This window comes from Geodermatophilus sp. SMS 5-13, from assembly GCF_059428245.1.
In genome coordinates this window covers 86,053-109,822 of sequence record NZ_CP165729.1, presented here as the reverse complement: position 1 = coordinate 109,822, position 23,770 = coordinate 86,053, and the positions used below count along the sequence as shown (strand labels likewise).

19 protein-coding genes are annotated in these 23,770 nt (G+C 73.4%); 13 read left to right on the top strand and 6 right to left on the bottom strand.

Annotation, left to right across the window (positions count from 1 at the left end; translation table 11 throughout):
* Positions 1 to 23 precede the first annotated feature (23 nt).
* Complete coding sequence (locus tag AB3388_RS00490) at positions 24 to 2,129, top strand: MMPL family transporter (RefSeq protein ID WP_495408792.1); 2,106 nt, start codon at positions 24 to 26, stop codon at positions 2,127 to 2,129.
* A 1-nt stretch (position 2,130) separates the two neighbouring features.
* Here the strand turns inward: AB3388_RS00490 and pheA are convergent, their stop codons facing one another.
* On the bottom strand, positions 2,131 to 3,078 hold the full coding sequence (pheA, locus tag AB3388_RS00485) for a prephenate dehydratase (protein ID WP_495408791.1): 948 nt from the start codon (positions 3,076 to 3,078) through the stop codon (positions 2,131 to 2,133).
* 114 nt (positions 3,079 to 3,192) lie between these two features.
* On the opposite strand from pheA, the gene AB3388_RS00480 reads away from it, so the two are divergent.
* From AB3388_RS00480 to larC, 3 genes are all read left to right on the top strand, one after another.
* Complete coding sequence (locus tag AB3388_RS00480; RefSeq protein ID WP_495408790.1) at positions 3,193 to 4,866, top strand: GGDEF domain-containing protein; 1,674 nt, start codon at positions 3,193 to 3,195, stop codon at positions 4,864 to 4,866.
* A 134-nt stretch (positions 4,867 to 5,000) separates the two neighbouring features.
* The gene (locus AB3388_RS00475) at positions 5,001 to 7,577 is read left to right on the top strand and encodes a diguanylate cyclase domain-containing protein (RefSeq protein WP_495408789.1); all 2,577 of its coding nucleotides are present in this window, start codon (positions 5,001 to 5,003) and stop codon (positions 7,575 to 7,577) included.
* Between the two features lie 30 nt (positions 7,578 to 7,607).
* Positions 7,608 to 8,786: a nickel pincer cofactor biosynthesis protein LarC gene (larC, locus tag AB3388_RS00470; protein ID WP_495408788.1), complete on the top strand. Its 1,179-nt coding sequence runs from the start codon at positions 7,608 to 7,610 to the stop codon at positions 8,784 to 8,786.
* A 99-nt stretch (positions 8,787 to 8,885) separates the two neighbouring features.
* Here larC and AB3388_RS00465 read toward each other — a convergent pair whose 3' ends face one another.
* The gene (locus AB3388_RS00465) at positions 8,886 to 9,971 is read right to left on the bottom strand and encodes an MFS transporter (protein ID WP_495408787.1); all 1,086 of its coding nucleotides are present in this window, start codon (positions 9,969 to 9,971) and stop codon (positions 8,886 to 8,888) included.
* Positions 9,972 to 10,203: 232 nt separating this feature from the next.
* Here AB3388_RS00465 and AB3388_RS00460 point away from each other — a divergent pair, with 232 nt between their 5' ends.
* Positions 10,204 to 10,410 carry a hypothetical protein gene (locus tag AB3388_RS00460; protein ID WP_495408786.1) on the top strand — a complete coding sequence of 69 codons (207 nt, stop codon included), beginning with the start codon at positions 10,204 to 10,206 and terminating at the stop codon, positions 10,408 to 10,410.
* Here AB3388_RS00460 and AB3388_RS00455 read toward each other — a convergent pair whose 3' ends face one another.
* The 3 genes from AB3388_RS00455 to AB3388_RS00445 all read right to left on the bottom strand — a co-directional run bounded on the left by AB3388_RS00455 (position 10,411) and on the right by AB3388_RS00445 (position 13,345).
* Positions 10,411 to 11,004: a TMEM165/GDT1 family protein gene (locus AB3388_RS00455; protein WP_495408785.1), complete on the bottom strand. Its 594-nt coding sequence runs from the start codon at positions 11,002 to 11,004 to the stop codon at positions 10,411 to 10,413. It lies immediately after the preceding gene.
* A 248-nt stretch (positions 11,005 to 11,252) separates the two neighbouring features.
* Positions 11,253 to 11,474, bottom strand: coding sequence for a hypothetical protein (locus AB3388_RS00450; RefSeq protein WP_495408784.1), 222 nt, complete (start codon positions 11,472 to 11,474; stop codon positions 11,253 to 11,255).
* Positions 11,475 to 11,491: 17 nt separating this feature from the next.
* Positions 11,492 to 13,345 (bottom strand): sigma-54-dependent Fis family transcriptional regulator, encoded by a 1,854-nt coding sequence (locus tag AB3388_RS00445; RefSeq protein WP_495408783.1) that lies wholly within the window; start codon positions 13,343 to 13,345, stop codon positions 11,492 to 11,494.
* Positions 13,346 to 13,679: 334 nt separating this feature from the next.
* On the opposite strand from AB3388_RS00445, the gene AB3388_RS00440 reads away from it, so the two are divergent.
* The 8 genes from AB3388_RS00440 (at position 13,680) to AB3388_RS00405 (ending at position 23,024) form a co-directional block, all read left to right on the top strand.
* Positions 13,680 to 15,335, top strand: a complete 1,656-nt coding sequence (locus AB3388_RS00440) for a ferritin family protein (RefSeq protein WP_495408782.1) — start codon at positions 13,680 to 13,682, stop codon at positions 15,333 to 15,335.
* Positions 15,336 to 15,467: 132 nt separating this feature from the next.
* Complete coding sequence (locus AB3388_RS00435; RefSeq protein WP_495408781.1) at positions 15,468 to 16,517, top strand: FAD-binding oxidoreductase; 1,050 nt, start codon at positions 15,468 to 15,470, stop codon at positions 16,515 to 16,517.
* Between the two features lie 2 nt (positions 16,518 to 16,519).
* Positions 16,520 to 17,734: a ferritin family protein gene (locus AB3388_RS00430; RefSeq protein ID WP_495408780.1), complete on the top strand. Its 1,215-nt coding sequence runs from the start codon at positions 16,520 to 16,522 to the stop codon at positions 17,732 to 17,734.
* A complete protein-coding gene (gene mimD, locus AB3388_RS00425; RefSeq protein ID WP_495408779.1) occupies positions 17,731 to 18,099 on the top strand; it encodes a propane 2-monooxygenase effector subunit MimD in 369 nt (122 codons plus the stop codon). The genes AB3388_RS00430 and mimD overlap by 4 nt, the downstream gene beginning before the upstream one ends.
* A 203-nt stretch (positions 18,100 to 18,302) precedes the next feature.
* A complete protein-coding gene (groL, locus tag AB3388_RS00420; protein WP_495408778.1) occupies positions 18,303 to 19,988 on the top strand; it encodes a chaperonin GroEL in 1,686 nt (561 codons plus the stop codon).
* Positions 19,989 to 20,182: 194 nt separating this feature from the next.
* Positions 20,183 to 21,208: an NAD(P)-dependent alcohol dehydrogenase gene (locus AB3388_RS00415; protein ID WP_495408777.1), complete on the top strand. Its 1,026-nt coding sequence runs from the start codon at positions 20,183 to 20,185 to the stop codon at positions 21,206 to 21,208.
* A gap of 53 nt (positions 21,209 to 21,261) precedes the next feature.
* Positions 21,262 to 22,329, top strand: coding sequence for an amidohydrolase family protein (locus tag AB3388_RS00410; RefSeq protein ID WP_495408776.1), 1,068 nt, complete (start codon positions 21,262 to 21,264; stop codon positions 22,327 to 22,329).
* Positions 22,326 to 23,024, top strand: a complete 699-nt coding sequence (locus AB3388_RS00405; protein WP_495408775.1) for an iron-sulfur cluster assembly protein — start codon at positions 22,326 to 22,328, stop codon at positions 23,022 to 23,024. The genes AB3388_RS00410 and AB3388_RS00405 overlap by 4 nt, the downstream gene beginning before the upstream one ends.
* A 4-nt stretch (positions 23,025 to 23,028) precedes the next feature.
* On the opposite strand, the gene AB3388_RS00400 is transcribed toward AB3388_RS00405, so the two are convergent.
* Positions 23,029 to 23,691, bottom strand: coding sequence for a class I SAM-dependent methyltransferase (locus tag AB3388_RS00400; protein ID WP_495408774.1), 663 nt, complete (start codon positions 23,689 to 23,691; stop codon positions 23,029 to 23,031).
* Between the last annotated feature and the right edge of the window lie 79 nt (positions 23,692 to 23,770).

Here is a 23,770-nt window from a genome sequence, read left to right as displayed (position 1 = left end):
GGACGTCGAGGGACATTCTCACCATGCAACGGCTCCGCTGGCTGCTCCCGGCCCTCGTCGTCCTGGCCTGGCTGGGCGCCGCCGGCCCGCTGGCGAGCCTGCAGGCCGGGCTCTCCGACCTGCAGGAGAACGACACCGCCGCGTTCCTGCCCGACAGCGCCGAGTCGACCCAGGTGCTCGAGCTGCAGCGGGGCTTCCAGCCGGTCCAGTCGATCCCCGCCCTGCTGCTGTGGGAGAGCGATCAGCCCATCGACGAGCGGACGCTCGGCGAGATCACCGACCGGGTGCAGGAGGCGACCCGGATCGCCGAGGATGCCGGCGGCCTGGCCGGGGACGTCTCACCGCCCATCCCCTCGGAGGACGGCGAGGCGGTGCAGGTCTTCCTTCCGCTGACCCCCGACCTCGGCGACCGGCTCGTCACCCTGGTGGCCGACCTCCGCGCCGCGATCCCGGTCGAGGGGACCGACAGCTACGTCACCGGCCCGGGCGGCATCTTCGCCGACTTCGCCAACTCCTTCGTCGGCATCGACGGCGTCCTGCTGGTCGCCGCGTTCGGCATCGTGCTGGTCATCCTGCTGGTGGTGTACCGCAGCCCGCTGCTGCCGCTGCTGGTCCTCGGCACGGTCGGCCTCGCGCTCGTCGCCGCCGAGGCCGTGGCCTACCTGCTCGCCGACGGCGGCGTCATCACGGTGAACGGCCAGAGCCAGGGCATCGCGGCGGTCCTCGTCGTCGGCGCGGCCACCGACTACGGCCTGCTGCTGGTCTCCCGCTTCCGCGAGGAACTGCGCCGGGAGCAGTCGAAGTACACGGCGATGCGCATCGCGCTGCACCGCGCGTGGGAGCCGATCGTCGCCTCCGGGGCCACGGTCGTCCTCGGCGTGCTGTGCCTGCTGTTCTCCGACCTCGGCTCGACCCGCGGCCTCGGCCCGATCTCGGCGGTCAGCGTCGTCTTCGCCGTCCTCGGCGCGCTCACGTTCCTGCCGGCCGCGCTGGTCCTCCTCGGCCGCGCCGCGTTCTGGCCCTTCCGGCCGCGGTACGGCGTCGAGCCGAAGCACGGCGGGGGCTGGCAGCGGGTGGCCGCGCTCGTCGGCCGCCGTCCGCGCCGGGTGCTGGCGATCAGCACGCTGGGGCTGCTCGCCGCCGCGGTCTTCGCGCCGACCTACGACGCCGCCGGGATCACCTTCTCCGACGCGATCCGCGGCGAGTCCAACGGCGTCGCCGGTCAGGAGGCGCTCGAGCGGCACTACGAGGCCGGCGTCGCCAGCCCGGCGGTGATCATCACCCCGGAGGACACCTGGCAGCAGGTCGCCGAGGCCGCGGCCGGCACGGACGGCGTCGCCTCGGTCACCCCGTTCACCGGCCTGCCCCCGCTGCCGCTCGCCGGGCCGAAGGTCGTCGACGGCATGGTGTGGCTCGACGCCACGCTGGCCGTCGCCCCGGACAGCGTCGCGGCGATCGAGACGGTCCAGTCACTGCGCACGGAGCTGGACGCTGCGGATCCCGCGGCCCTCGTCGGCGGCGACACCGCGGCCAACCTCGACGCCCGCGAGAGCGCCGCCCGCGACCTGCGGATCATCGTCCCGGCGGTGCTCATCGTGATCACCGTCGTCCTGGCCCTGCTGCTGCGCTCGCTCGCGGCGCCGCTGCTGCTGGTCGCGACCGTCGTCCTCAGCGTCCTGGCCACCGCCGGCGTCGCGGCGCTGATGTTCGAGCACGTCTTCGACTTCCCCGGCAGCGATCCCGGCATCCTGCTGATCGCCTTCGTGTTCCTGGTCGCCCTGGGCATCGACTACAACATCTTCCTGATGACCCGCGCCCGCGAGGAGTCGCAGCGGCACGGCACCCGGGACGGCGTCCTGCGGGCGCTGGCCGTCACCGGCGGGGTGATCACCAGCGCCGGCCTGGTGCTCGCGGCCACGTTCGGCGCACTGTCGGTGCTGCCGCTGCTGTTCCTCGCGCAGATGGCGTTCCTCGTCGGGTTCGGCGTCCTGCTCGACACCCTCGTCGTCCGCTCGCTGGTCGTCCCGGCCGCGGTCGCGCTGCTCGGCGACCGGACCTGGTGGCCGAGCGCGCTGTCCCGTCCGCGGGCGCGCGGCAAGGAGCCCGAGCCGGAGCCGGCGCCCGTCTGAATCAGGCGGTGCCCTCGCGGACCTTGGCCAGCCAGCCCTCCGCCTCGGCGAACGCGGCGTCGTCGGCGGTCTCGGCGACCGGCCTGTTCTGCCGGTCGTCGGCGCGCGGGTACGAGCCGAGGAACCGGACGTCGTCGCACACCCGGTGCAGCGCGGCGAGCGCCTCCCCCACCCGCCGGTCGAGCACGTGCCCCTCGCAGTCGAGCGAGAACGAGTAGACGCCCAGCCGCTCCCGGCGCGGCCGCGACTCGATGCGGGTCAGGCTGATGTCCCGGACGGCGAACTCGCGCAGCAGCTCCAGCAGCGCGCCGGTGCGGTCGCCGACGACCGCGACCAGCGACGTCTTGTCGTTGCCGGTCGGCTCGGGCAGCGTGCCGGGGAGCGTGACCAGCACGAAGCGGGTGACCGCGCCCGGGTGGTCGGAGATGTCCTCGACCAGGGTCGCCAGGCCGTAGCGCTCGGCCGCGATCGGGGCGCAGACGGCGGCGTCGAACTCACCCTCGGCGACGGCCCGGGCGGCGGCGGCGGTCGACGTCGTCGGCAGCGGCGTCACCCCGGGCAGCCGGTCGGCGAGCCAGCGCGCCGACTGGGCGATCGCGTGCGGATGGCTGGCCAGCGAGCGGACGTCGGCCAGCGTCGTCCCCTGCCGGGCGACCAGGGTCATCGACACGGGGAGGAACACCTCGCGGGTGATGACCAGCGGGTCGCCGTAGGCCAGGCCGTCCATCGTCGCGGGCACCGAGCCCTCGACGGAGTTCTCCATCGGCACCAGCGCGGCGTCGGCGTCCCCCGCCCGGACGGCGGCGAGCGCGGCGGCAACGCTCGGCTGGGGGTCGCGCCGTCCCTCGGACGCGGCAACGGCCCTGCTCAGTGCCGCTTCGGCGAAGGTACCCTCGGGGCCGAGATAGGCGAACCGCGTCGGGGGGATGCTGGGAGGCGTTCCGGGCACCCGGCGAGGGTAGTGCGGTCGCGACGGGGTGGACGCCCCGCCCGGGAGGAGCTGCCCCGCTGCCTGGCAGAGCCGGCCACCCTGGCCGGACCGCCCCGTCGAGTGGAGGGATGCGTGACGCCCGGCCCGGTCCAGGTCACCGACAGTGACCTCGACGCTGCGCTGTGGCGCCTGCTGGCCGCGACCGACCGCCAGGACGTCGCCACGTTCCTCGCCGGCCTCGACCACACCGAGCCCGCTCTCGCCACGGCGCCCGCGCCGAAGTGGGGCGCCTGGCGGCACATCCTGGCCGCGCGCCGGGCCCTGCTCGAGTCGGCGCCGGAGGCCGCGGTCGAGGAGGCCGCCGCCGCCCGCGAGGCGCTCGACAAGTGCCCGCCGTCCGCCGACACCGCGCTGGCGCTGGCCCATCTCGCGCACGTCGAGGTGACGGCCGACCGCTTCGACGCGGCGATGCTGCTGGCGATCGACGCCAGCCTCCTGACGGAGGGCTCCCCAGGCCCGGCCCCCAGCCGCGCCCTGCTCCGGGCGCACTTCTGGCTCTCCCGCACCCTCACGGCGCTCGACCTCGAGGAGCTCTCCGTCGCCCACGCCCTCCGGGGGCACGGGGTGGCCCTGCAGCTGCCCGACCTCGCCGACCAGTGGCGCCTGCTGATGCTCACCGCCCAGCAGCACGCCGAGCTGGCGCAGACGCTGCGCCGGCGCGGCGAGATCGACCGCTCGCGGGAGCTCGCCCGCACCGCGATCGACTGCGCCACCGCCGCGCGAGCCCTGGGCCACGACCCCGAGGACGCCGACGGCCTGCTGCTCGACGTCGTCCAGTCGTGGGCGCTGACCTGCCGCGACGCCCTCGACGACGCCCTCGGCCCCCTGCGCAGCGCGCACCGGCGGGTGCAGGCCGACGGCGGTGTGTGGCTGCGCGGGTACGCCGACCTCGCCCTGGCCCGCCTGCTCGTGCTGCTGGCCGCGCGGGACAGCAAGCCGTCGCTCGGGGAGCAGGCCATCGACCTGCTGGTCGACGCCTCCGGCGCGTTCGCCGCCGCGGGCGACCGTCGCCGGTACCGGCACTGCCTGCTCGAGCTGGGCCAGGCCAGCGCCGCGCTGGGCCGCCCCGCCGAGGCGCTGCACTGGCTGGAGGCCTACCGCGCCGACACCGGTCGGGCGCAGGCGCGCAGCCGCGAGCTGTGGGCGGAGATGTTCGTCCGCCGCAGCCGCCTGCGGGAGGCCGAGCGGCAGGCGGCGCTGCTGCGCCGGCACGCGCTCGAGGACCCGCTCACCGGGCTCGGCAACCGGCGCAGCGCGGAGCGGCGGCTGGGCGCGCTGCAGCTCGCCGAGGCCCCGCTGTCGCTGGCCGTGGTCGACGTCGACCGGTTCAAGGAGGTCAACGACGAGGGCTCGCACCTCTCCGGCGACGCCGTCCTCAAGCGGGTCGCCGACCTGCTGCGCGAGCACAGCCGCACCGGCGACGAGGTGTACCGGTGGGCCGGGGACGAGTTCCTCGTCGTCCTCCCGACCGCGACCGAGGCGCAGGCCGTCGTCGTCATGGACCGGCTGCGGGCCGCCGTGGCCGGCGCCGACTGGTCCGACCTGCCGCTGGCCGGGCCGGTGACGGTCAGCATCGGCGTGGCGACCGCGCCGGCCGGCGAGGGCGGGACCACCGGGACGGTCGGCTGGCGGGCGCTGTTCGACACCGCCGACCTGCACCTGTTCTCCGCCAAGCGGAGCGGCCGCAACCGCGTGCGGGCTCCGGGTGGCATGCTGCCCTCCTCCGATCCGCAGGCCTCCGCATGACCGTCTGGGGCACTGGCTCCTGGGACGCAAGGGGCAGGACGGACGGGGGACGGCGCGCCTCCCGACCGGTGCTCGACACCGGTGGGGACGACGTGCACAGTGCGCTCGTGCCACCCGGAGCCCTGCATCATCGGGTGACCGCTGCCCTGGCGAACTGGCAGCTGGACGACGCCGAGGAGCTGCTCGCCGACGTCGAGCGCGATCCCTCCCCGTACGAGGTCCCGGAGACCGAGAGCCCGGCCGACCTGGGCCGCGCCTGGGCCGACACCCTCCGCGCCGAGCTGCTGGTCCGGCGGCTGCGCGTCGCCGGGTTCACGCTGGTCGGCGACCCGCTGGGGCCGGCGTCCGAGGCCGCGCCCGCGCTGGACCTGCACGCCGGCGTCGCCGAGCTCATCGAGGGGTCCGGCGAGGACGGCTCCTCCGACGGGGAGGCCGACCCGCGCGCCGAGTCCGCCTCCCGCGCCGCGCTGGCGATCGCGCTGGTCCGCTCCGCCAAGGCCGCCTTCGACGCGACGGACGACGACCTGCAGCGCGCCGCCGGCCTGGCCCGGCACGCCCGCATCGAGCTGCTCTCCCGCCGGATCGACGCGGCGATGGACGAGGCGGTCGAGGCGGCCAGCCTGCTCGATCCGGCGCTGCCGCCGAGCGCGCTGCTGGTCGACACGCTCTCGACGCTGGCCGGCGTGCTGGCCGACCTCGAGCTGATGCCGCTGGCCCTGGACTACCAGCGCCGCGCCCACGAGACGGCGGTCGCCGCGGCCGCCGCCCCCGAAGCCCTGACCGCCGACGACGGCCCGCCCGAGGTGCTGGTGGCCGCGCACGCCACCCGCCTCGGCGAGCTGTGCGCCGAGCTGGGCGAGGGCCTCCTGGACGACGGCGCCCCCGAGTCGGCCGCCCCGCACTTCGCCGAGGGCCGCCGGATGGCCGAGCGCGCGCTGGAGCTGCTGCCGCCCGACGAGGCCGGCGTGGTCGCCGCGCAGGTGGTGCACGGCTGGGCGCTCGTGGGCCTCGGCGAGCACGCCGCCGCCACCGGCCCGCTGCGCGCCGCCGTCCGGATCACCTCGGCCACCGCCGACCGCGCGCTGCTCTCCTCGGCGCAGCTCGCCCTCGGCCGCGCGCTGCGCCGGCAGGGCGACGGCCGCGGGGCCGACGAGCACCTGACCCAGGCCCTGGCGCTGGCCACCGAGCACGGCCTGCCCCGGGTGCGCCGTGCCGCGCTGCGGGAGCTCTGCACGCTGCACTCCGAGCTCGACGACGCCGGGCGGGCGCTGCCCTACCTGCAGGCCTACATCTCCGACGAGCTGGACCGGGTCGACGAGCGGCGGACCCGCTGGGTCGAGCTGTTCGGCCGCCGCAAGAGCCTGCTGGAGACCGAGCGCGCGGCCGGCCAGCTGCGCCGCCAGGCCTACGAGGACCCGCTCACCCACCTGCCCAACCGGCGCTACGCCGAGGCGCGCCTCGACGGCCTGCTCTCGGCCGGGTCGGCGCCTGGGCTCGCCGTCGTCGACGTCGACCACTTCAAGTCGATCAACGACGCCGTCGGCCACCCGGGCGGGGACGCCGTGCTGCGGGTCGTCGCCGAGCTGCTGGTCGACGGCGTCCGCGACACCGACGAGGTGTGCCGCTGGGCCGGCGACGAGTTCGTGATCCTGCTCCCCGACACCACCGCCGAGCAGGCCGAGCACGCGCTCGAGCGGATCCGCCGGGCGATCGCCTCCTACGACTGGTCGGAGATCGGCCTCGACCGGCCGGTGACGATCAGCGTGGGCATCGCCTCGGCCGCCCGCGGCGACGACCGGCGCACGCTGTTCGCCGCGGCCGACGGCGTCCTGTACGACGCCAAGCGCAGCGGCCGCGACCGCGTCGTCCGGCTCTCCGCGGTCACCCAGACGCGGGCCGACAGCCTGTTCAGCCCCGCCGTCCCGCCGGAGGACGACGCCCCGGTCGACGAGGCCCCGGCGGACCACGCCTCGCTCGCCGCCGTGCCGCCGGCCCACGGCTTCGCCGCCCTGCTCGTCGACGGGCCGGTGCCGGTGGACCCGCCGCTCGGGCTCGGCGGCCGGGCGGACCCGCTGCTGGGCCCGCTGCCCGACCGCCTCCCGGCGCGCGTGCCCGAGGCCGTCGCGGCGCCGGAGCCCGAGGTCGTCCGGGGCGCCGGGCGCAGCACCGAGCAGGTGCTGGCGCTGGTCCGCGAGGCGCGCCTGGCGGACCCCGAGCGGCCGGTGCTGGTCCTGCGGGCGGCCCCCGAGACCCTGGTGGCGCTGGCCGCCGAGCACGACGCCGGCACGGCGCTGGACGCCGCGGCGATGGCCGCCGCCGTCGGTCCGCTGCCCGAGCCGGTCGGCCGCGTGGCCGTCCTCGGCGGGGCCGACGCCGACGCGGCGGTGGCGGCGGAGGCGGCCTTCGTCGCCCGCGTGACCGGCACCGAGGTGGCCCGCATCGAGGACGACGGCTCGCTCGACGGTGCGGACTGCGTGGTCGTGGTCGCCGGACCGGACGCCGCCCTGCCCGGCCGGGTCGCCGCCGCGACCGACGTCCCCGTGGTCGCCGTGCCGACGTCGAGCGGGCAGTCGGGCAGCTTCGCCGGGCTCGGCGCGCTGCTCACCATGGTCAGCACGCCGACGCCGGGCGTCGTCGTCAGCACCGTGGACGACGGCTGGTCGGCCGGCGTCTTCGCGGCCCGGATCGCACGGCGGACCAGCCGGCCGTAACTGCTCCCCGGCGACAGGCATGATCACCCGGTGACCTTCGGGTGGTTGGACCTGCAGGCGGGCGCGAGCGGCGACATGCTGCTCGGCGCGCTCGTCGACGCCGGCGTGCCGCTCGAGGTCCCCGCCCGCACCGTGGCCGCCCTCGGTGTCGAGCGGATCGAGCTGAGCACCGAGCAGGTCTTCCGGCACGGCCTCGGCGCCACCCGCGTGCACGTGAGCGCTCCCGAGACGACGACCCACCGCACCTGGTCCGACGTCCGGGCGATCCTCGCGGCGGCGGACCTGGCCGAGGGCGTCCGCGACCGGGCGCTCGCCGTCTTCCGCCGGCTGGCCGAGGCCGAGGGGCGGGTGCACCGGACCGACCCCGAGGACGTGCACTTCCACGAGGTCGGCGCCCTGGACGCGCTGGCCGACGTGGTCGGCGTGGTCGCCGGCTTCGCGCACCTGGGGCTCGCCCGGCTCGCCGCCTCCCCGGTGGCGCTGGGCAGCGGCTCGGCCCGCGGCGCGCACGGCGTCGTCCCGGTGCCCGCGCCGGCGGTGCTCGAGCTGCTGTCCGGCGTGCCGGTCGTGGCCGGCCCGGTGCCGGCCGAGATGTGCACGCCCACCGGCGCGGCGCTGCTGGCCGAGCTCGTCGACGAGTGGACGACGCTGCCGCCGATGCGGGTCGCGCGGACCGGCTACGGCGCCGGCGGCCGGGACCCCGAGCAGCTGCCCAACGTCGTCCGCCTGGTGCTCGGCGAGCCCTCGACCGCGCCGTCGGGGCAGGTGGTGCTCGAGGCCAACGTCGACGACCTCGACCCGCGGCTGTGGCCCGGCGTCCTCGACGCCCTGTTCGCGGCGGGCGCGTCGGACGCCTGGCTCACCCCGATCGTCATGAAGAAGGGCCGCCCGGCGCAGCAGCTCAGCGCGCTGTGCCCGCCCTCCGCCGTCCCGGCGGTGCAGGCGGCCGTGTTCGCCACGACGTCGACGATCGGGTTGCGCGTCGTACCGGTCGGCAAGGTGGCGCTGGAGCGGACGACGGCGTGGGTCGAGGTGCTCGGCGGGTCGGTCGGCGTCAAGATCGCCCACGCCGACGGACGGGCGGTCAACGTCAGCGTCGAGTACGAGGACGTCGCCGCGCTGGCACGGGAGCTGCAACTGCCGGTGAAGGAGGTGCTGCGCGCGGCCACCGCCGCCGCGGCGCAGGCCCATCCCGTGGAGGGGACATGACCAAGGTCGAGGTGGTCGACTGCGTCGTCTACCCATCCCCTCACCCCTCGCAAGCCCGGGGCGAGCCTCTGGACAGGGCCGCTGCACGCCGCGCTCGGCTCACGTCCGGCGTAGGCCCACGGCCACCACCGGGACGACGGCGAGCACCAGCAGCGCGACCGCGCCGGTGCCGCCGAGCGCCCACGCCGCGAACACCGGCAGCGACGCCAGCTCGATGCCGAACCCGGCGACCGAGGTGATCGTCGCCCGGTGCGGACCGGTGATGCGATGCTGCAGCCGGGCCTCGGCGACCACGAGCACCGCGCAGTACAGGCCGTAGAACAGCGCGACGGCGGCGAGCGCGGCGGGCCGGGCCCAGGCGCCCGCGGCGGCCAGCAGCAGGCCGGAGGCCACGAGCAGCGCGAGCAGCCACCGGGTGGGCAGCCGCTCGGCGCGGCCGGCCAGCGCGGCACCGACCCCACCGGCCAGCGGGATCGCCAGCGTGGCGAGCGCTACCGCGGTGGGCGGCACGCCCCAGGCGCCGGCCATGAGCGGCCAGTACTCCTCCACGCCGTCGATCCCGCCGAGCAGCGCCGCGGCGACGACGATCGCGCGCAGGCCCGGCCGGCGGGCGGCCTCGGTCACCCCGCCCCACAGCGTGCGCAGGAAGCCGGCCACCTCGGCCGCCCCGTCGCCGTCGTGCCGGCGGGGCGGCTCGGGGAAGCGGGTCGCCAGGACCGCGGTGACCAGGCAGGCGGCCACGCTCGCCCAGCCGACCAGCGGATAGCCGCCCAGGGCGAACAGCGCGGTCGCGGCGAACGCCGTCGGCACCTGGACGACGAGGCCGGCCGAGCCCATCCAGCCCGACAACCGCGCGTAGGCGGGCGCCGCGCCGGCGGCGTCCAGGCCCTCGTACACCAGCGCCTCGGCCGCCCCGGAGGCCAGCGCGCCGCCGACGCCCCACAGCGCGAAGCCGGCGGCGAAGGAGGCCGCCGTCGGCACCGCCGTCCACAGCGCGAAGCAGGCCGCCTCGAGCAGCGAGGCGAGCACCAGCGCGCCGCGGCGCGACCAGCGGTCGGCCAGGGCGCCGGTGGGGACCTCGGCGAGGAGAGCGCTGACCGACCACACGGCGAACAGCGCGGAGATGGCCGCCTCCGACAGGCCCGCGTCGACGAAGAGCAGGGCGTAGATCGGGTAGAGCGGCACGAGGGAGTCGGCGACCGACCAGGCCAGCGCGAGCCGGGCGAGCGGTCGCGCCTGCGGGGTCAGCGCGGCGGGGGCGGCAGTGCGTCAACGGAACGGCATGGCGCGGACCGTAGCGGCCGCACTCCCCGGCCGCACCCGGGTTTCGCGGGCCGGCCCACCGGTCGGCCCCCCTGGCGCGGGGGCGCGGGCAGGAGGAGGGTGAGTCCCGAGCGCCGAGAGGACGTGGTTGTTCGTGTCCCTGCCATCGATCCCCACGATGTGCCGGACGGTCGTCGTCCTGGCCTTCCTGCTCGCCCTGGCCGTGGCGGGCCGGCCCGGCTGGGCGAGCGTCGTCCCGGCCCTCGCGCTCGTCGCCGTGTGGGTGGCCCCGCTGGTGGTGCGCCACCGCCGCCGCGCGCTCGTGGCCGAACCGGCGCCCGCGGAGGCGCCGGCCGCCTGATCAGGCCAGCTCGGCGATCGCCTCGATGGCCAGCCAGATGCCGAACAGGAAGAACAGCGCCGCGGCGCCGTAGGCGATCACCTTCTCGGGCAGCCGCTTGCCCAGCGCCCGCCCGACCACGATGGCCAGCGCGTCGGCCGCCACCATGCCCAGCGTGGAGCCCAGCCAGATGCCGAACCAGCCGTAGTCGGGGTCGGTGGCCAGGGTGATCGTGGCGAGCATCGTCTTGTCCCCGAGCTCGGCCAGGAAGAACGCCGTGCCGACGGCGATGATCGCCCGCTTGCCGGCCCGGTTGACCTTGTCCTGCTCGTCCTCGGTGAGGGTGTCGCCGCGGAGGGTCCAGAGGCCGAAGGCGACGAACGCGACGGCCGCGGCCAGGTTGATCCAGCCCGTGGGCAGGGCGGCGCCGAGCCCGAAGCCGATCGCGACCGACACCAGGTGGACGATCGCGGTGGCGACGGTGATGCCGATGAGGACCGGCCACACCTTGAAGCGGGTGGCGAAGGTCAGGGCCATGAGCTGCGACTTGTCCCCGAGCTCGGCGACGAAGATGACGCCGAAGGAGATGAGCGTGCTGATCAGTACTGCGTCCACGGGGCGGTACGGGCCTCTCTGGTCCGGCCGGTCCGAAGCGCGAGACCTCGACCCGGCACGTGCTGCCTGGATCGAAGGTCTCGCCCGCCTGCCGGAACGCAGGCCGCGCGGCCGGACCTCCGCCGGAGGACCGGCGTCGGTCAGTGTGTCGACCGCGACATTGGGGGCTACTCCCCTTCGCTGAGCCCCAGCCTACCGGCCGGGAGGCCGGCGGCACACCGTGATGCTGCTCTCCCGCGGAACCCCGGTCAGCCCGTCGGGCCGGCCTCCGGCCCCACCGGCAGGGACGACGGCGGCACCGGCGGCCGCCGGTTGCTGACCAGCAGGAACGGGGCGGCCCACACGCCGGCGAGCAGCACCCCCAAGAGCGCGGCGAGCCAGGTCGGTTCACCGGCGACCGCGAGCGCCACCACGAAAGCCCCGAGGACGACGGTCCGGGCGAGCGTCCGGGTGGTGAGCGGATGTCCCATGACGAGCGCCTCCTCGGTCACGCGATGGGCTGGGCGGCGGTCGGCACGGAGATGCCGTAGTCGCGGATCTTGCGGTAGATCGTGGCTCGCGACATGGCCAGCCGGCGGGCGGCCTCCACCTTGCTGCCGCCGGCGTCGAGCAGCGCCTCCACGATGGCGTCGCACTCCAGGGACTCCAGCGGAGTCAGCACCCGCTTGGTGGTGACCCGGCACTCCGGCGGCAGGTCGCGCACGCCGATCACGCCCGAGCGCCGCTTGGCGACCACCTTGCGCAGCACCGAGACCACCTGGTCGACGTTGCCGGGCCAGCGGTTGTGCGTCAGCACCCGCATGACCTCCGGCGACGCCGTGACGACCGAGCCGTGGCCCAGGCGGGAGAGCAGGTGCGGCACGAGCTCGGCGACGTCCTCGATGTGGTGGCGCAGCGGCGGCACGGAAACCGTGCGCGGGAAGGCCGACAGCAGCGCCGTCAGCTCGGCGCCGGGCTCCCGGCCGAGCGGCCCGACGGTCGCGATCAGGACCGGCCGGTCGGAGTCGGTGGACTCGCGGTAGGGCTCCAGGACGTCGGCCAGCTCGGCCATCGCCTCCCGCGGGAGCCGGTCGACGTCGGTCAGGATCACCGTGCCGCCGCTGGCGGCCAGCTCCTCGGCGACCTCGGCCACCCAGTCCGGCCCGGTGTCCTCCGCACGCAGCACCCGCAGCCGGGCCGCGGGCGTGCGCGCCTGGTGGGCGGCGCGGGCGACCGTCTCGCGGCCCGATCCCTGCTCGCCCTCCAGCACCAGCCACTCGCCGGCGTGCAGGTGGCGGTCGACGGCGGCGCAGCACTTGGTCCACGCCGGCCCCGAGCCGACCGCGGCCGGCAGCGGGCTGGGCGCCGCCACGGCCGGGCGCGCGTCGGGAGGCGACGCCGACTGGACCAGCTGGACGTCGAGCACCCCGCCGGCGACGCCGCCGGAGCTGACCGTCGGCCGGATGTGCACCCGCGCCGTCCGCCCGCTCGGCAGGTCGATCAGCAGCGGATGCCGGCGGCCCTCCGCGAGGGCCTCGTTGGCCTCGGCCAGCAACGGTTCCTGGTCGGCCGGGTCGAGCACCTCGCGCGCCTTGTCGTTCATCATCACCAGGTCCTCGCCGATGGCGAGCACCGGACCGCGGTTACGGCGGCAGGCGACCAGGTAGTCGTTGAGGACGGCGAGCTCCCGCTGCCCGCTGTGCTCGAGCAGCATCTGCTCGATGCGGCGGGTCAGCGTGCCCGCGGTCGCGACCAGCAGCGGGCCGGCGTCGCGCTGCCAGCAGGTCAGGTCCACGACGCCGAGCACCTTGCCGGTGACCGGGTGGCGGATCGGGGCGCCCGCGCAGGCCAGCTCCTCGAGCCGCTCCACGTAGTGCTCGTGGCCGAACACCTGCGCCGGCCCCCGGGCCTCCAGCGCCGTCCCGATGCCGTTGGTGCCGACGAACTGCTCGGCGTAGCTGAACCCCGGGGCCAGCCACACGCGGTCCAGGTGCTGCTTGAGGGCGCTGTCGCCGGTGCGGCGGCTGAGCACGACGCCGTCGGCGTCGCAGAGGATCACGCTGATCGGTTCGGTGGCGAACAGGTCGGCGATGTCACGGAGCACGGGCTCGGCAGCGCGGGTGAGCAGCGAGTCGTCGTCCGCCCCGGGCTCGAACGGCAGGTCCAGGTGGTCGGGCCGGATCTGCCAGAGCCGGGACCGGGTCCAGGAGGCCAGGATCGGCTCGCGCACGACGCCGGGGAGCACCGGTTCGTCGACGAGGAACAGCGTCCGCGCCCGCGCGACATCGGCCCCGCCGGGGACGGCGAGGTCGCCGGCCCGGCCGCGTGCCAGCTTCGGTCCCGATCCTCTGGACACGGCCACCCGTCGCCTCCCTCGCCTCTGAGGAGCGCATCAGTCGCCCGGTTGTGGCACCCGGACCCACAAACCCTAGGGAGATCAACCCTAGGAACCGAGGAATCGGCCGACGTCTCATATTGAGACCACTCACGGCCCGGCGAGCCACTGTGATCCGTAGCACGAGGAGCACGGCGCAGGGGGCACCGCGTCGCGCTGCTCGCCGCCTCCGGGGTCCACGACGCCCGCGACCGTCGCGGCTTCCGAGGAACCGAGAACGCGCTGCCGCGCGGCCTCCGGCAGGCCACCGCCGAAGGCCCCGGCACCGCCCGAGTCCCGACCCCGACCGTGAGGAGTCGACGTGAGTCGACAGAGCCTGGCGAAAGCCCACCAGAAGATCCAGGAACTGGCCTGGGAACCCGTCTACCACGAGCCGTACATGAAGTACGGCACCGACTACACCTTCCGGAAGGCGCAGAAGAAGGACCCGCTCAAGCAGATCCTGCGGTCCTACTTCCCCATGGAGGAGGAGAAGGACAACCGCGTCTACGGCGCGGAGGACGGCGCCATCCGCGGGAACATGTTCCGCCAGGTGCAGGAGCGCTGGCTGGAGTGGCAGAAGCTGTTCCTGTCGATCATCCCGCTGCCGGAGATCTCGGCGGCCCGCTCGATGCCGATGCTGTTCCAGGCCGTACCGAACCCGGAGCTGCACAACGGCCAGGCGATCCAGATGATCGACGAGGTCCGGCACTCGACGATCCAGCAGAACCTCAAGCGCCTGTACATGAACAACTACATCGACCCCGCGGGCTTCAACAACAGCCTGCGGAACTTCCACAACGACTACTGCGGCACCATCGGCCGGCAGTTCGCCGAGGGGTTCATCACCGGTGACGCGATCACCGCGGCCAGCATCTACCTGACGATCGTCGCGGAGACCGCGTTCACGAACACCCTGTTCGTGGCCATGCCGGCCGAGGCGGCGGCCAACGGCGACTACCTGCTGCCGACGGTGTTCCACTCGGTGCAGTCCGACGAGTCCCGGCACATCTCCAACGGCTACGCCACCCTGCTGATGGCGCTGTCGGACGAGGGCAACCGGCAGCTGCTCGAGCGCGACCTGCGCTACGCGTGGTGGAACAACCACGCGGTGGTCGACGCGGCGATCGGCACCTTCATCGAGTACGGCACGAAGGACCGCCGCAAGGACCGGGAGTCCTACGCGGAGATGTGGCGTCGGTGGATCTACGACGACTACTACCGCAGCTACCTGGTCCCGCTCGAGAAGTACGGGCTCACCATCCCGCACGACCTGATCGAGGAGGCCTGGAACCGCATCTGGAACAAGGGCTACGTGCACGAGGTCGCGCAGTTCTTCGCCACCGGGTGGCTCGCCAACTACTGGCGCATCGACCCGATGACCGACGAGGACTTCGAGTGGTTCGAGCACAAGTACCCGGGCTGGTACGACAAGTACGGCAAGTGGTGGGAGAACTACCGCCGGCTGTCGATCCCGAACGGGCACAAGCCGATCGTCGGTGAGGACGTCGACTACGTGTACCCGAACCGCTGCTGGACCTGCATGGTGCCGTGCCTCATCCGTGAGGACATGTGCACCGCGGAGGTCGACGGGGTGCACCGCACCTACTGCAGCGAGACCTGCCGGTGGACCGACGTCGAGGCCTTCCGCCCGGTGTACCAGGGCCGCGAGACCCCGAACATGGGCCGGCTGGTGGGGCACCGCGAGTGGGAGACCCTCTACCACGGCTGGACGTGGGACAAGGTCGTCGAGGACATGGGCTTCGTCCGGGACGACGGGAAGACGATGACGGCGCAGCCGCATCTGAACCTCGACCCGAAGAAGATGTGGACCACCGAGCACCTCAAGCGGCTCGGCAACGTCCTGTCCCCGAACGTCCTGTTCAACGAGATGTCCGACGAGGAACGGGCCGCGTTCGTCGCCGACTACAACCGCCAGGGCCCGGCCGGCCGTCCGGCACCCGCCAAGAGCGCCTGAGCGCGGGTCAGGCGAGGGGGAGGGTCGGGTGCCCCCCGGCCCTCCCCCGCCACCCCCTCATCAGTGGCTGAAGGCTGCCCGCGATCCCGCGGCGCCCGAGGGCCGACCCGCGACGACCCAGAGGTGGAGCCCATGGGCGAGAAGTTCTCCGTCCGCTTCGAACCGGTCGGCATCGAGATCGAGGTCGACTCCGACCAGACGATCCTGCGCGCTGCCGCCGAGCAGGGCGTCCAGCTCATGCACGGCTGCAAGGAGGGGCAGTGCGCCTCCTGCAAGTCCTTCGTCCTGGACGGGGAGGACATCGAGCTGGACAGCTACTCGACCTTCGCCCTGCCCGACTTCGAGAGAGAGGAGGGCCAGACCCTGCTCTGCCGGGCCCACGCCTACGAGGACCTGGTGATCGAGCTCCTCAACTACGACGAGGAGATCATCGCCTCGGGGCTGCCGCTGCGGCAGGGCACGGTCGAGGTGGTCGCCAACGACCCGGTCACGCACGACATGCGGCACCTCGTCGTCCGGCTGCTGGAACCGGAGGAGATCAAGTACTTCCCCGGCCAGTACATGGACTTCCAGGTGCCCGGCCACCACGCGACCCGGTCGTTCTCCATGGCGAACACCCCGAACCGGGAAGGGATCTTCGAGTTCGTCATCAAGGTCTACCCCGGAGGGCTGTTCTCCGGGCTCCTGGCCGATTCGATCAAGGTCGGTGACCGGCTGCAGGTGGAGGCGCCGTTCGGCGCGTTCCGCCTGCGCGAGAGCAGCAGCAACGACCTGCTGTTCCTGGGCGGCGGGGCCGGCATCGCGCCGCTGCTGGCGCTGCTGCGGTCGATGGCCGAACGCGGGATCGACCGCCCGGTCACCTTCTACTACGGGGCGCGCACCGTGCGGGACCTGTGCTTCGAGGAGGAGATCGCCAAGCTCGCGGAGCAGTTGCCCGGGCTCACGTTCGTCCCCGCGCTGTCCGAGCCGGCCGCGGACGACGGATGGGAGGGCGAGACCGGCCTGATCACCGACGTCGTCCTTCGCCGGGAGACCGATCTGTCCGGGGCGGACGCCTACGTCTGCGGACCGCCGCCGATGGTCGAGGCGGCGATCGCCCTGCTCCCCCGGCTCGGACGCAGCGAGGACCACATCTTCTACGACAAGTTCACCACCACCGGTGAACCGGAAGGCGAGGACTGACCATGACCACCACCGAGCCCCGCGTCGCCGAAGTACCCGCGCGGCCAGAGCGGAGCGTCCCGCGGGTCAGCTTCACCGACGCCGAGGCCGGCGCCAAGGAGTTCCCCGACTCCAGCGCGAGCGCCCGCCGCTACAACTACTACGTACCGGCCAAGCGCAAGCAGACCCACTACGAGGACGTCACCGTCGAGGTCCAGCCCGACCCGCGGCACTACCTGTCCCAGGGCTGGATCTACGGCTTCGCCGACGGCCAGGTCGGCTACCCGCTGAACTGGACCAAGCTCAAGGCGTGGGGCGTCGACCGGCCGGAGCCGACTCGCGGCGTGGGGACCGGCGGTGGCGGGAAGGGCCTCGACTGGCCGGCCCACGGGTGGCACGAGTTCCGCGACCCCAACGAGGAGTGGGAGCAGACGATCTACCGGTACAACGCCAACGTCGTCCGGCAGATCAACGGCAACGTCGAGAACGCGCGCAACGCCAAGGCCTTCGAGCAGTGGAGCCGCAACTGGGTGACCTTCGTCGAGCGCAGCGTCGGCGCCTGGATGCACGTCGAGCACATCCTCGGCCTCTACGTGTTCGCGGGCAACGAGCGGTCCGGGCCGACCAACATGCACAACACGGCGATGGCGGTGAACAGCGCGCACAAGATCCGGTTCGCCCAGGACCTGGCGCTGTACAACCTCACGCTCACCGAGGAGGTGCCGGACTTCGACGGCACCGCGCACCTGTCGGCGTGGAACGAGGACGCCGAGTGGCAGGGCGTCCGTGAGGTCACCGAGGCGCTGCCGGCCATCCAGGACGACTGGGGCGAGGCGATCTTCGCGACCAACGTCGTCTTCGAGCCGCTGATCGGCGAGCTGTTCCGCAGCGGCCTGGTCATGCAGGCCGCACCGGGCAACGGCGACTTCGTGACGCCGACCGTCATCGGCGCCGGCGAGTACGACTACGCCCAGCGCGACCTGCGCTGGACGCAGGCCTGCTTCGGCCCGCTGGTGACCGACCGGGAGTTCGCCGACCACAACAAGCGGCTGTTCCAGGAGTGGCTGGCGCACTGGGTGCCGCGGGCACTCGGCGCCGCGCGCACGCTGCAGCCGCTGTGGTCGCAGCCGGACGCCCGTCCACCCCGGTTCGAGGACTCCCTCGACCGCGCCAAGAACCGCTTCGCCGGGATCCTCTCCGATCTCGGCCTGGAGACCCCGAAGGAGCTGGCCCAGTGACCACCACGGCTGCGACCGAGTTCGGCGCCGTCAACAAGACCTCGTCCAACCGCGCCGGGATCACGCTGATGAACGACCAGGTCGGGCACGTGATCGCCGAGGTGATGAGGAGCAAGCCCGGCGTCACGGTCACCTACCTGCCGTCGATGATCCGCGTCGACGCCGAGAACCGGACGGACTTCGTCTACGACGAGCTGGCCGAGGCCCTGGGCGAGGAGCCGGGCTCCTTCACGTCGGCCGACCTCGAGGAGAGCATGTCGACCCACTACGGCCGCATGGTCCACGAGGACGACCGCACGATCATGTTCGCCAACCCCGAGGAGGCGGCCGAGTACCTCGGCTTCGACCTCCGCCCGGTCTCGTAGGCCGGCTGATCACCTTCTGCGGGGCCGCCGCCCCGGCGCGCTGCGCCGCGGTCGGCGGCCCCGTTCGGCCGGCGCGTGCGCTCGGCCGGTTCCCACCCGCGCAGAAAGACCGACCGTCCCCACCTCGCCTCCCGGCGGTGGGGCCAAAGTGGCCACTTTGGCCCCACGGACCGGGTGGCCCCGCGGCCCCCAGGAGGACCCCCATGGCCAAGGAACTGCGTTTCGGCGCCGACGCCCGGCACCTGCTGCAGGCAGGTGTCGAGCAGCTCGCCGCCTCGGTGAAGAGCACGCTCGGCCCGAAGGGGCGCAACGTGATCCTGGAACGGATCACCGGCTCCCCCGAGGTCACCAACGACGGCGTGACCATCGCCCGCGAGATCCACCTGCGCGACCCGTTCCAGAACATGGGCGCCCAGCTGGTCAAGGAAGCGGCGATCAAGACCAACGACACCGTCGGCGACGGGACGACGACGGCGATCGTGCTCGCCGAGGCCATCGTGAAGCAGGGCATGGCGGCCATCGAGAACGGCGGCAACCCGGTGCTGGTCAAGCGCGGGATCGACGTCGCCGTCGGCCGGCTGGTCGAGCACCTGGCCGGCGTGGCCCACCCCCTGCGCGACGAGGACGACTTCCGCCGGGTGGCCGCGATCTCGGCCAACGACGACGAGACGATCGGCTCCGCGGTCGCCCGCGCCCTCTACGCGGTCGGCGACGGCGGCGTGGTCACCGTCGAGGACTCCGCCGTCCTCGGGATCGACGTCGACTTCGTCGAGGACTTCGAGTTCGACAACGGCTACGTCTCGCCGTACATGGTCACCGACGTCGGCCGGCTCGAGGCGGTCATCGAGGACTGCTACGTCCTGCTGACGGCGCACAAGATCACCGACGTCAAGCAGCTGATGCCGATCCTCGACAGCATCATGCGGGCGCCGAAGCCGCTGGTCATCGTGGCCGAGTCGGTCGAGGGCACCGCGCTGCAGATGCTGGTGCACAACCACGTCAACGGGATCTTCCGGTGCGTGGCGATCCAGGCCCCCGGGTTCGGCGAGAAGCGCATCCACCTGCTCGAGGACATCGCCGCCCTGACCGGCGGGCAGGTGCACTCGCGGGCGTCGTCCTTCGCCCTGGAGCAGATGACCACCGCGCACCTCGGCCAGGCCGACCAGGTCCGGGTGACCAGCGACCACACCACGATCATCGGCGGGCACGGGGCGCCGGAGGCCCGCGAGCGGCGGCTGTCGCAGCTGCGCGCCGAGCTGGAGCGGGCGACGATCGGCACCGACCAGGACTTCCTGTCCGAGCGGATCGCCCGGCTGTCGGGCAAGGCCGCCGTCATCAAGGTCGGCGCCCCGACCAACGCCGAGGCCAAGGAGATCCGCCACCGCGTGGACGACTCGCTGCAGGCGACCCGCGCGGCGATGGCCGAGGGGATCCTCGCCGGCGGCGGCGCGGCGCTGCTGCACGCCGAGCCCGCGCTGGACGACCTCGACGTCTCCGGCGACTACCGCGTCGGCGTGGAGATCGTCCGCGGCTCGCTGGCCGAGCCGGTGCACCTGATCGCGGAGAACGCCGGCTACGACGCCGCGGACGTGGTCAAGCAGGTCGGGACGATGGCGGTCGACGAGGGCTTCGACGCGCTGCAGGGCCGGTTCGGCAACCTCGTCGAGCTCGGCGTCATCGACCCGCTGCGCGTCGTCCGTTCCGCGCTGCAGAACGGCGCCTCGGTGGCCGGGCTGGTGCTGACGACGAACTCGCTGGTCGCCGAGGAGCAGACGCCCTGGAACAAGGCGCTCATGACCGAGTTCGGGCCGCTCGACGAGGGCATCCCGCAGCCCTCGCCCGACGCCAGCACCCCGCAGTCCCTGGGTCTCGGCCCGTCCATGGGCTGAACCGCCAGGGGACTTTTTCGGGCTCGAGTCCCCGGACTCGAGCCCGAAAAAGTCCCTGGTGTGCGGCCGGTGGGCGTCTCAGATTGAGACGCACGGCATAACGCGGGATCCGTACGTTCCGGTCCGTAGGGTCGCCGTCCTTCCCGCTTCCGGGCCGGACGGGGATCGGCGTCGAGTCCGAGGAGCCCCTTCGCATGCGAGCCGTGCGCGTTCACCGCTACCACGAAGACCCGAGCATCGACGACATCGGCGAACCGAAGCTCGCCGGTCCGCTGGACGTCATCGTCAAGATCGGCGGCGCCGGCGTCTGCCGCACGGACCTGCACATCATCGAGGGGCAGTGGGCCGAGCTGCAGAACCCCGACCTGCCCTACGTGATCGGGCACGAGAACGCCGGCTGGGTGCACGAGGTCGGGGAGGGAGTCAGCAACGTCGCCGTCGGCGACACCGTGATCCTTCATCCCCAGCCGAGCTGCGGGCTGTGCCTGCCCTGTCGCCGCGGCGATGACCTGCACTGCGAGAACGCCTTCTTCCCCGGGCTGTCGAACAACGACGGCGGCATGGCCGAGTACCTGCGCACGACCGCCCGCGCGTGCGTGAAGCTCGACCCGTCCACCAACCCGGCCGACGTCGCCGCGCTCGCCGACGCCGGCATCACCGCCTACCACGCCGTCCGCAAGGCGGTCCCGCTGCTGCACCCCGGCACCACCGCCGTCGTGCAGGGCGCCGGCGGGCTCGGGCACATCGGCATCCAGTGCCTCAAGGCGCTCACCGCGGCGCGGGTCGTCGTCGTCGACAAGAACCCCGACGCGCTGAAGCTGGCCGGCGAGATCGGCGCCGACGAGACCGTGGTCGCCGACGGCAACCAGGTGCAGGCGGTCCAGGACCTCACCGGCGGCGGGGCGAACGTGGTGCTCGACTTCGTCGCCGAGCAGGGCGCGGAGATGGACGCCTGGCACATGACGGGCGCGAACGGCTCGATGTTCGTCATCGGCTACGGCGGCGAGCTGCGCATCCCGACCCTGGATTTCGTCGCCGGCGAGAAGAACATCGTCGGCAACATCGTCGGGACCTACGCCGACCTGGCCGAGCTGATGGTGCTCGCCCAGGCCGGGAAGGTCACGCTGCACACGCAGCAGTACCGGCTGGACGACGCCGTCGACGCCCTGCACGACCTCGACGCCGGCAAGGTGCGCGGTCGCGCCATTCTCGTCCCCTGATTTCCCGGGGTCCTCCGAGCAGTCCGAGACAACGACGCGAGAGGTGCCATTTCATGTACGAGAAGGATGGCGAGAAGTACTTCGTGGTCGACGCCCACATGCACTTCTGGGACGCCAGCCGGGAGAACTGGGTCCAGGGTCGCGAGAACCTGGCCAAGGGCTGGATCGACTGCTTCTACGGCTACCACACGCTGGCCCCGAAGGAGACCCACTGGGACTGGGAGCACTACCTGAAGGTCTCCGAGGACGACCTGATGAAGGACGTCTTCGAGGACGGCTACGTGGACAAGGCGATCTTCCAGTCGACCTACCTGAAGTACTGGTACAAGAACGGCTTCAACACCGTCGAGCAGAACGGCGCGCTGCTCGAGAAGCACCCCGACAAGTTCATCGTCAACGGCCGGTTCGACCCGCGGGACGGCGAGGCGGGTCTCAAGCAGCTGGAGGAGGACGCCAAGCGCTGGAACCTCAAGGGCGTCAAGGTCTACACCGCGGAATGGCACGAGAACGGCTCCCGCGGCTGGAAGCTGACCGACAAGGAGTCCTACCGGTTCCTGGAGAAGTGCCGGGAGCTGGGCATCACGAACATCCACGCGCACAAGGGCCCGACGATCTGGCCGCTGAACAAGGACGCGTTCTCCATGGAGGACGTCGACCAGACCGCGACCGACTTCCCCGACCTGAACTTCATCATCGAGCACGCCGGCATCCCGCGGATCGACGACTTCGCCTACATGGCCGTGCAGGAGCCGAACGTCTACGCCGGCTGCTCGGTGGTCATCGGCGGGCTCATGCACTCGCGGCCGAAGTTCTTCGCCAAGGTGATGGGCGAGCTGCTCTTCTGGGTCGGTGAGGACCGGCTGACCTTCGGCAGCGACTACAACATCTGGACGCCGAAGTGGCAGGTCGAGCAGTTCGTGGACTGGCAGATGCCGGACGACGAGGCGTTCAGCGACTACGCGAAGCTGACCACCGCGACGAAGAAGAAGATCCTCGGCATCAACGCGGCCAAGCTCTACGGCATCGACGTGCCGCAGGAGTGCCAGATCCCGACGACGGCGGGCGAGCCCATGCAGCCCGGCGAGGAGCTGGAGCGGGAGATGGAGGGCGCGCAGTCGTGACGCTGCGCCCCGACCTGCCGGCAGCCGTCTGGCAGGCGTTGGGGACGGTGTTGGACCCCGAGCTCGACGAGCCGATCACGGACCTCGACTTCGTGGCGTCCTGCACCGTCTCCGACGACGGCGTTGCGTCGGTGCACCTGCGGCTGCCGACGTTCTTCTGCGCGCCGAACTTCTCGTTCCTGATGGTCGCCGACGCCTACGACGCGGTGTCGGCGGTCGAGGGGGTGACGCGCGCGGAGATCGCGCTCGACGACCACCACGCCTCGGCGGAGATCAACGACGGGGTAGCGGCGCACGCCGGCTTCGTCGAGACGTTCTCGGGCGAGGCCACCGCGGAGCTCGACGAGCTGCGGCGGTACTTCCTGGAGAAGGCCGTCGTCGCCGGGCAGGACCGGGTGGCCCGCCCGCTGGTGGACACCGGGGTCGGCCCGGACGAGCTCGCCGAGCTCACCCTGGGTGCCGCCCCGCCGTCGCAGGAGCTGAGCCGGCTCCGCCGGCGGCGGGCCGAACTGGGCCTGCGGGACGACGACGACGCCCCGCTGCTGATCCACCCCGACGGCAGCCGGGTCTCCTCGGCACAGGTGCCGCTGCACCTGCGGCGGGCGCGGCTCACCCGGCTGGGCATCGAGAGCAACGGGGAGTTCTGCCGGAGCTTCCTCAAGACCCGGTATGCGGACACGGCGGGAGCCGGCTGACCCCTCACGCCGGGCGCGCGACCAGCACCCGGAAGAGGTTGTTCAGGCGGTAGCCGCCGTCCGCCGTGCGGAACGGCTCCAGCCGCTCCAGCACGGCTGTCCGCAGGGCGACCGGCCCGGCCCGGCGGCCGACCGTCCGTCCCAGCGCGGAGTCGAACAGCGGCCCGAGCAGCTCGTCCTCGTCGGCGTAGTCGAACGGGCAGACCACCTCGTCGAGCCGCTCGACGGCCAGGCCGGCCCGCTCGGCGAGCCGGCGCAGCCGCGCCGGGTCGGTGAGCGCCGGGCCGGCGGGTGGCCGCGGCCCCAGCCACGGGGCGAGCGCCTCGCCGAACACGCGCACGTCGCACTCGTCCTCGCGCCCCCACACGGTCGCCGCGACCACCGGGGCACGGCGGGCGGCGACCGCCAGCACCCCGGCCGGGTCGGCCACGTGCATCAGCAGCTGCACCGCGGCGACGACGTCGAACGGACCGGCCGGCGGGTCCTCCGCGCGCCCGACCGCGAACGTGCCCCCGGGCACCTCCGCGGCGGCCAGCGCCACCGCCGCGGGGTCGACGTCGATGCCGGTCACCCGGGCGCCGCGGTCCGCCGCGGCGCGGGCGAACAGCCCGGCGCCGCAGCCCAGATCGAGCAGCCGTGTGCCGGGCCCTACCGCGGTCGCGTCCAAAACGGCACCATGCAGGGTCACACCCCAGCCGCGCGGGCCCTCCCCACTCACGGCCCCGACCCTAGGCGCCGGGAGGGCT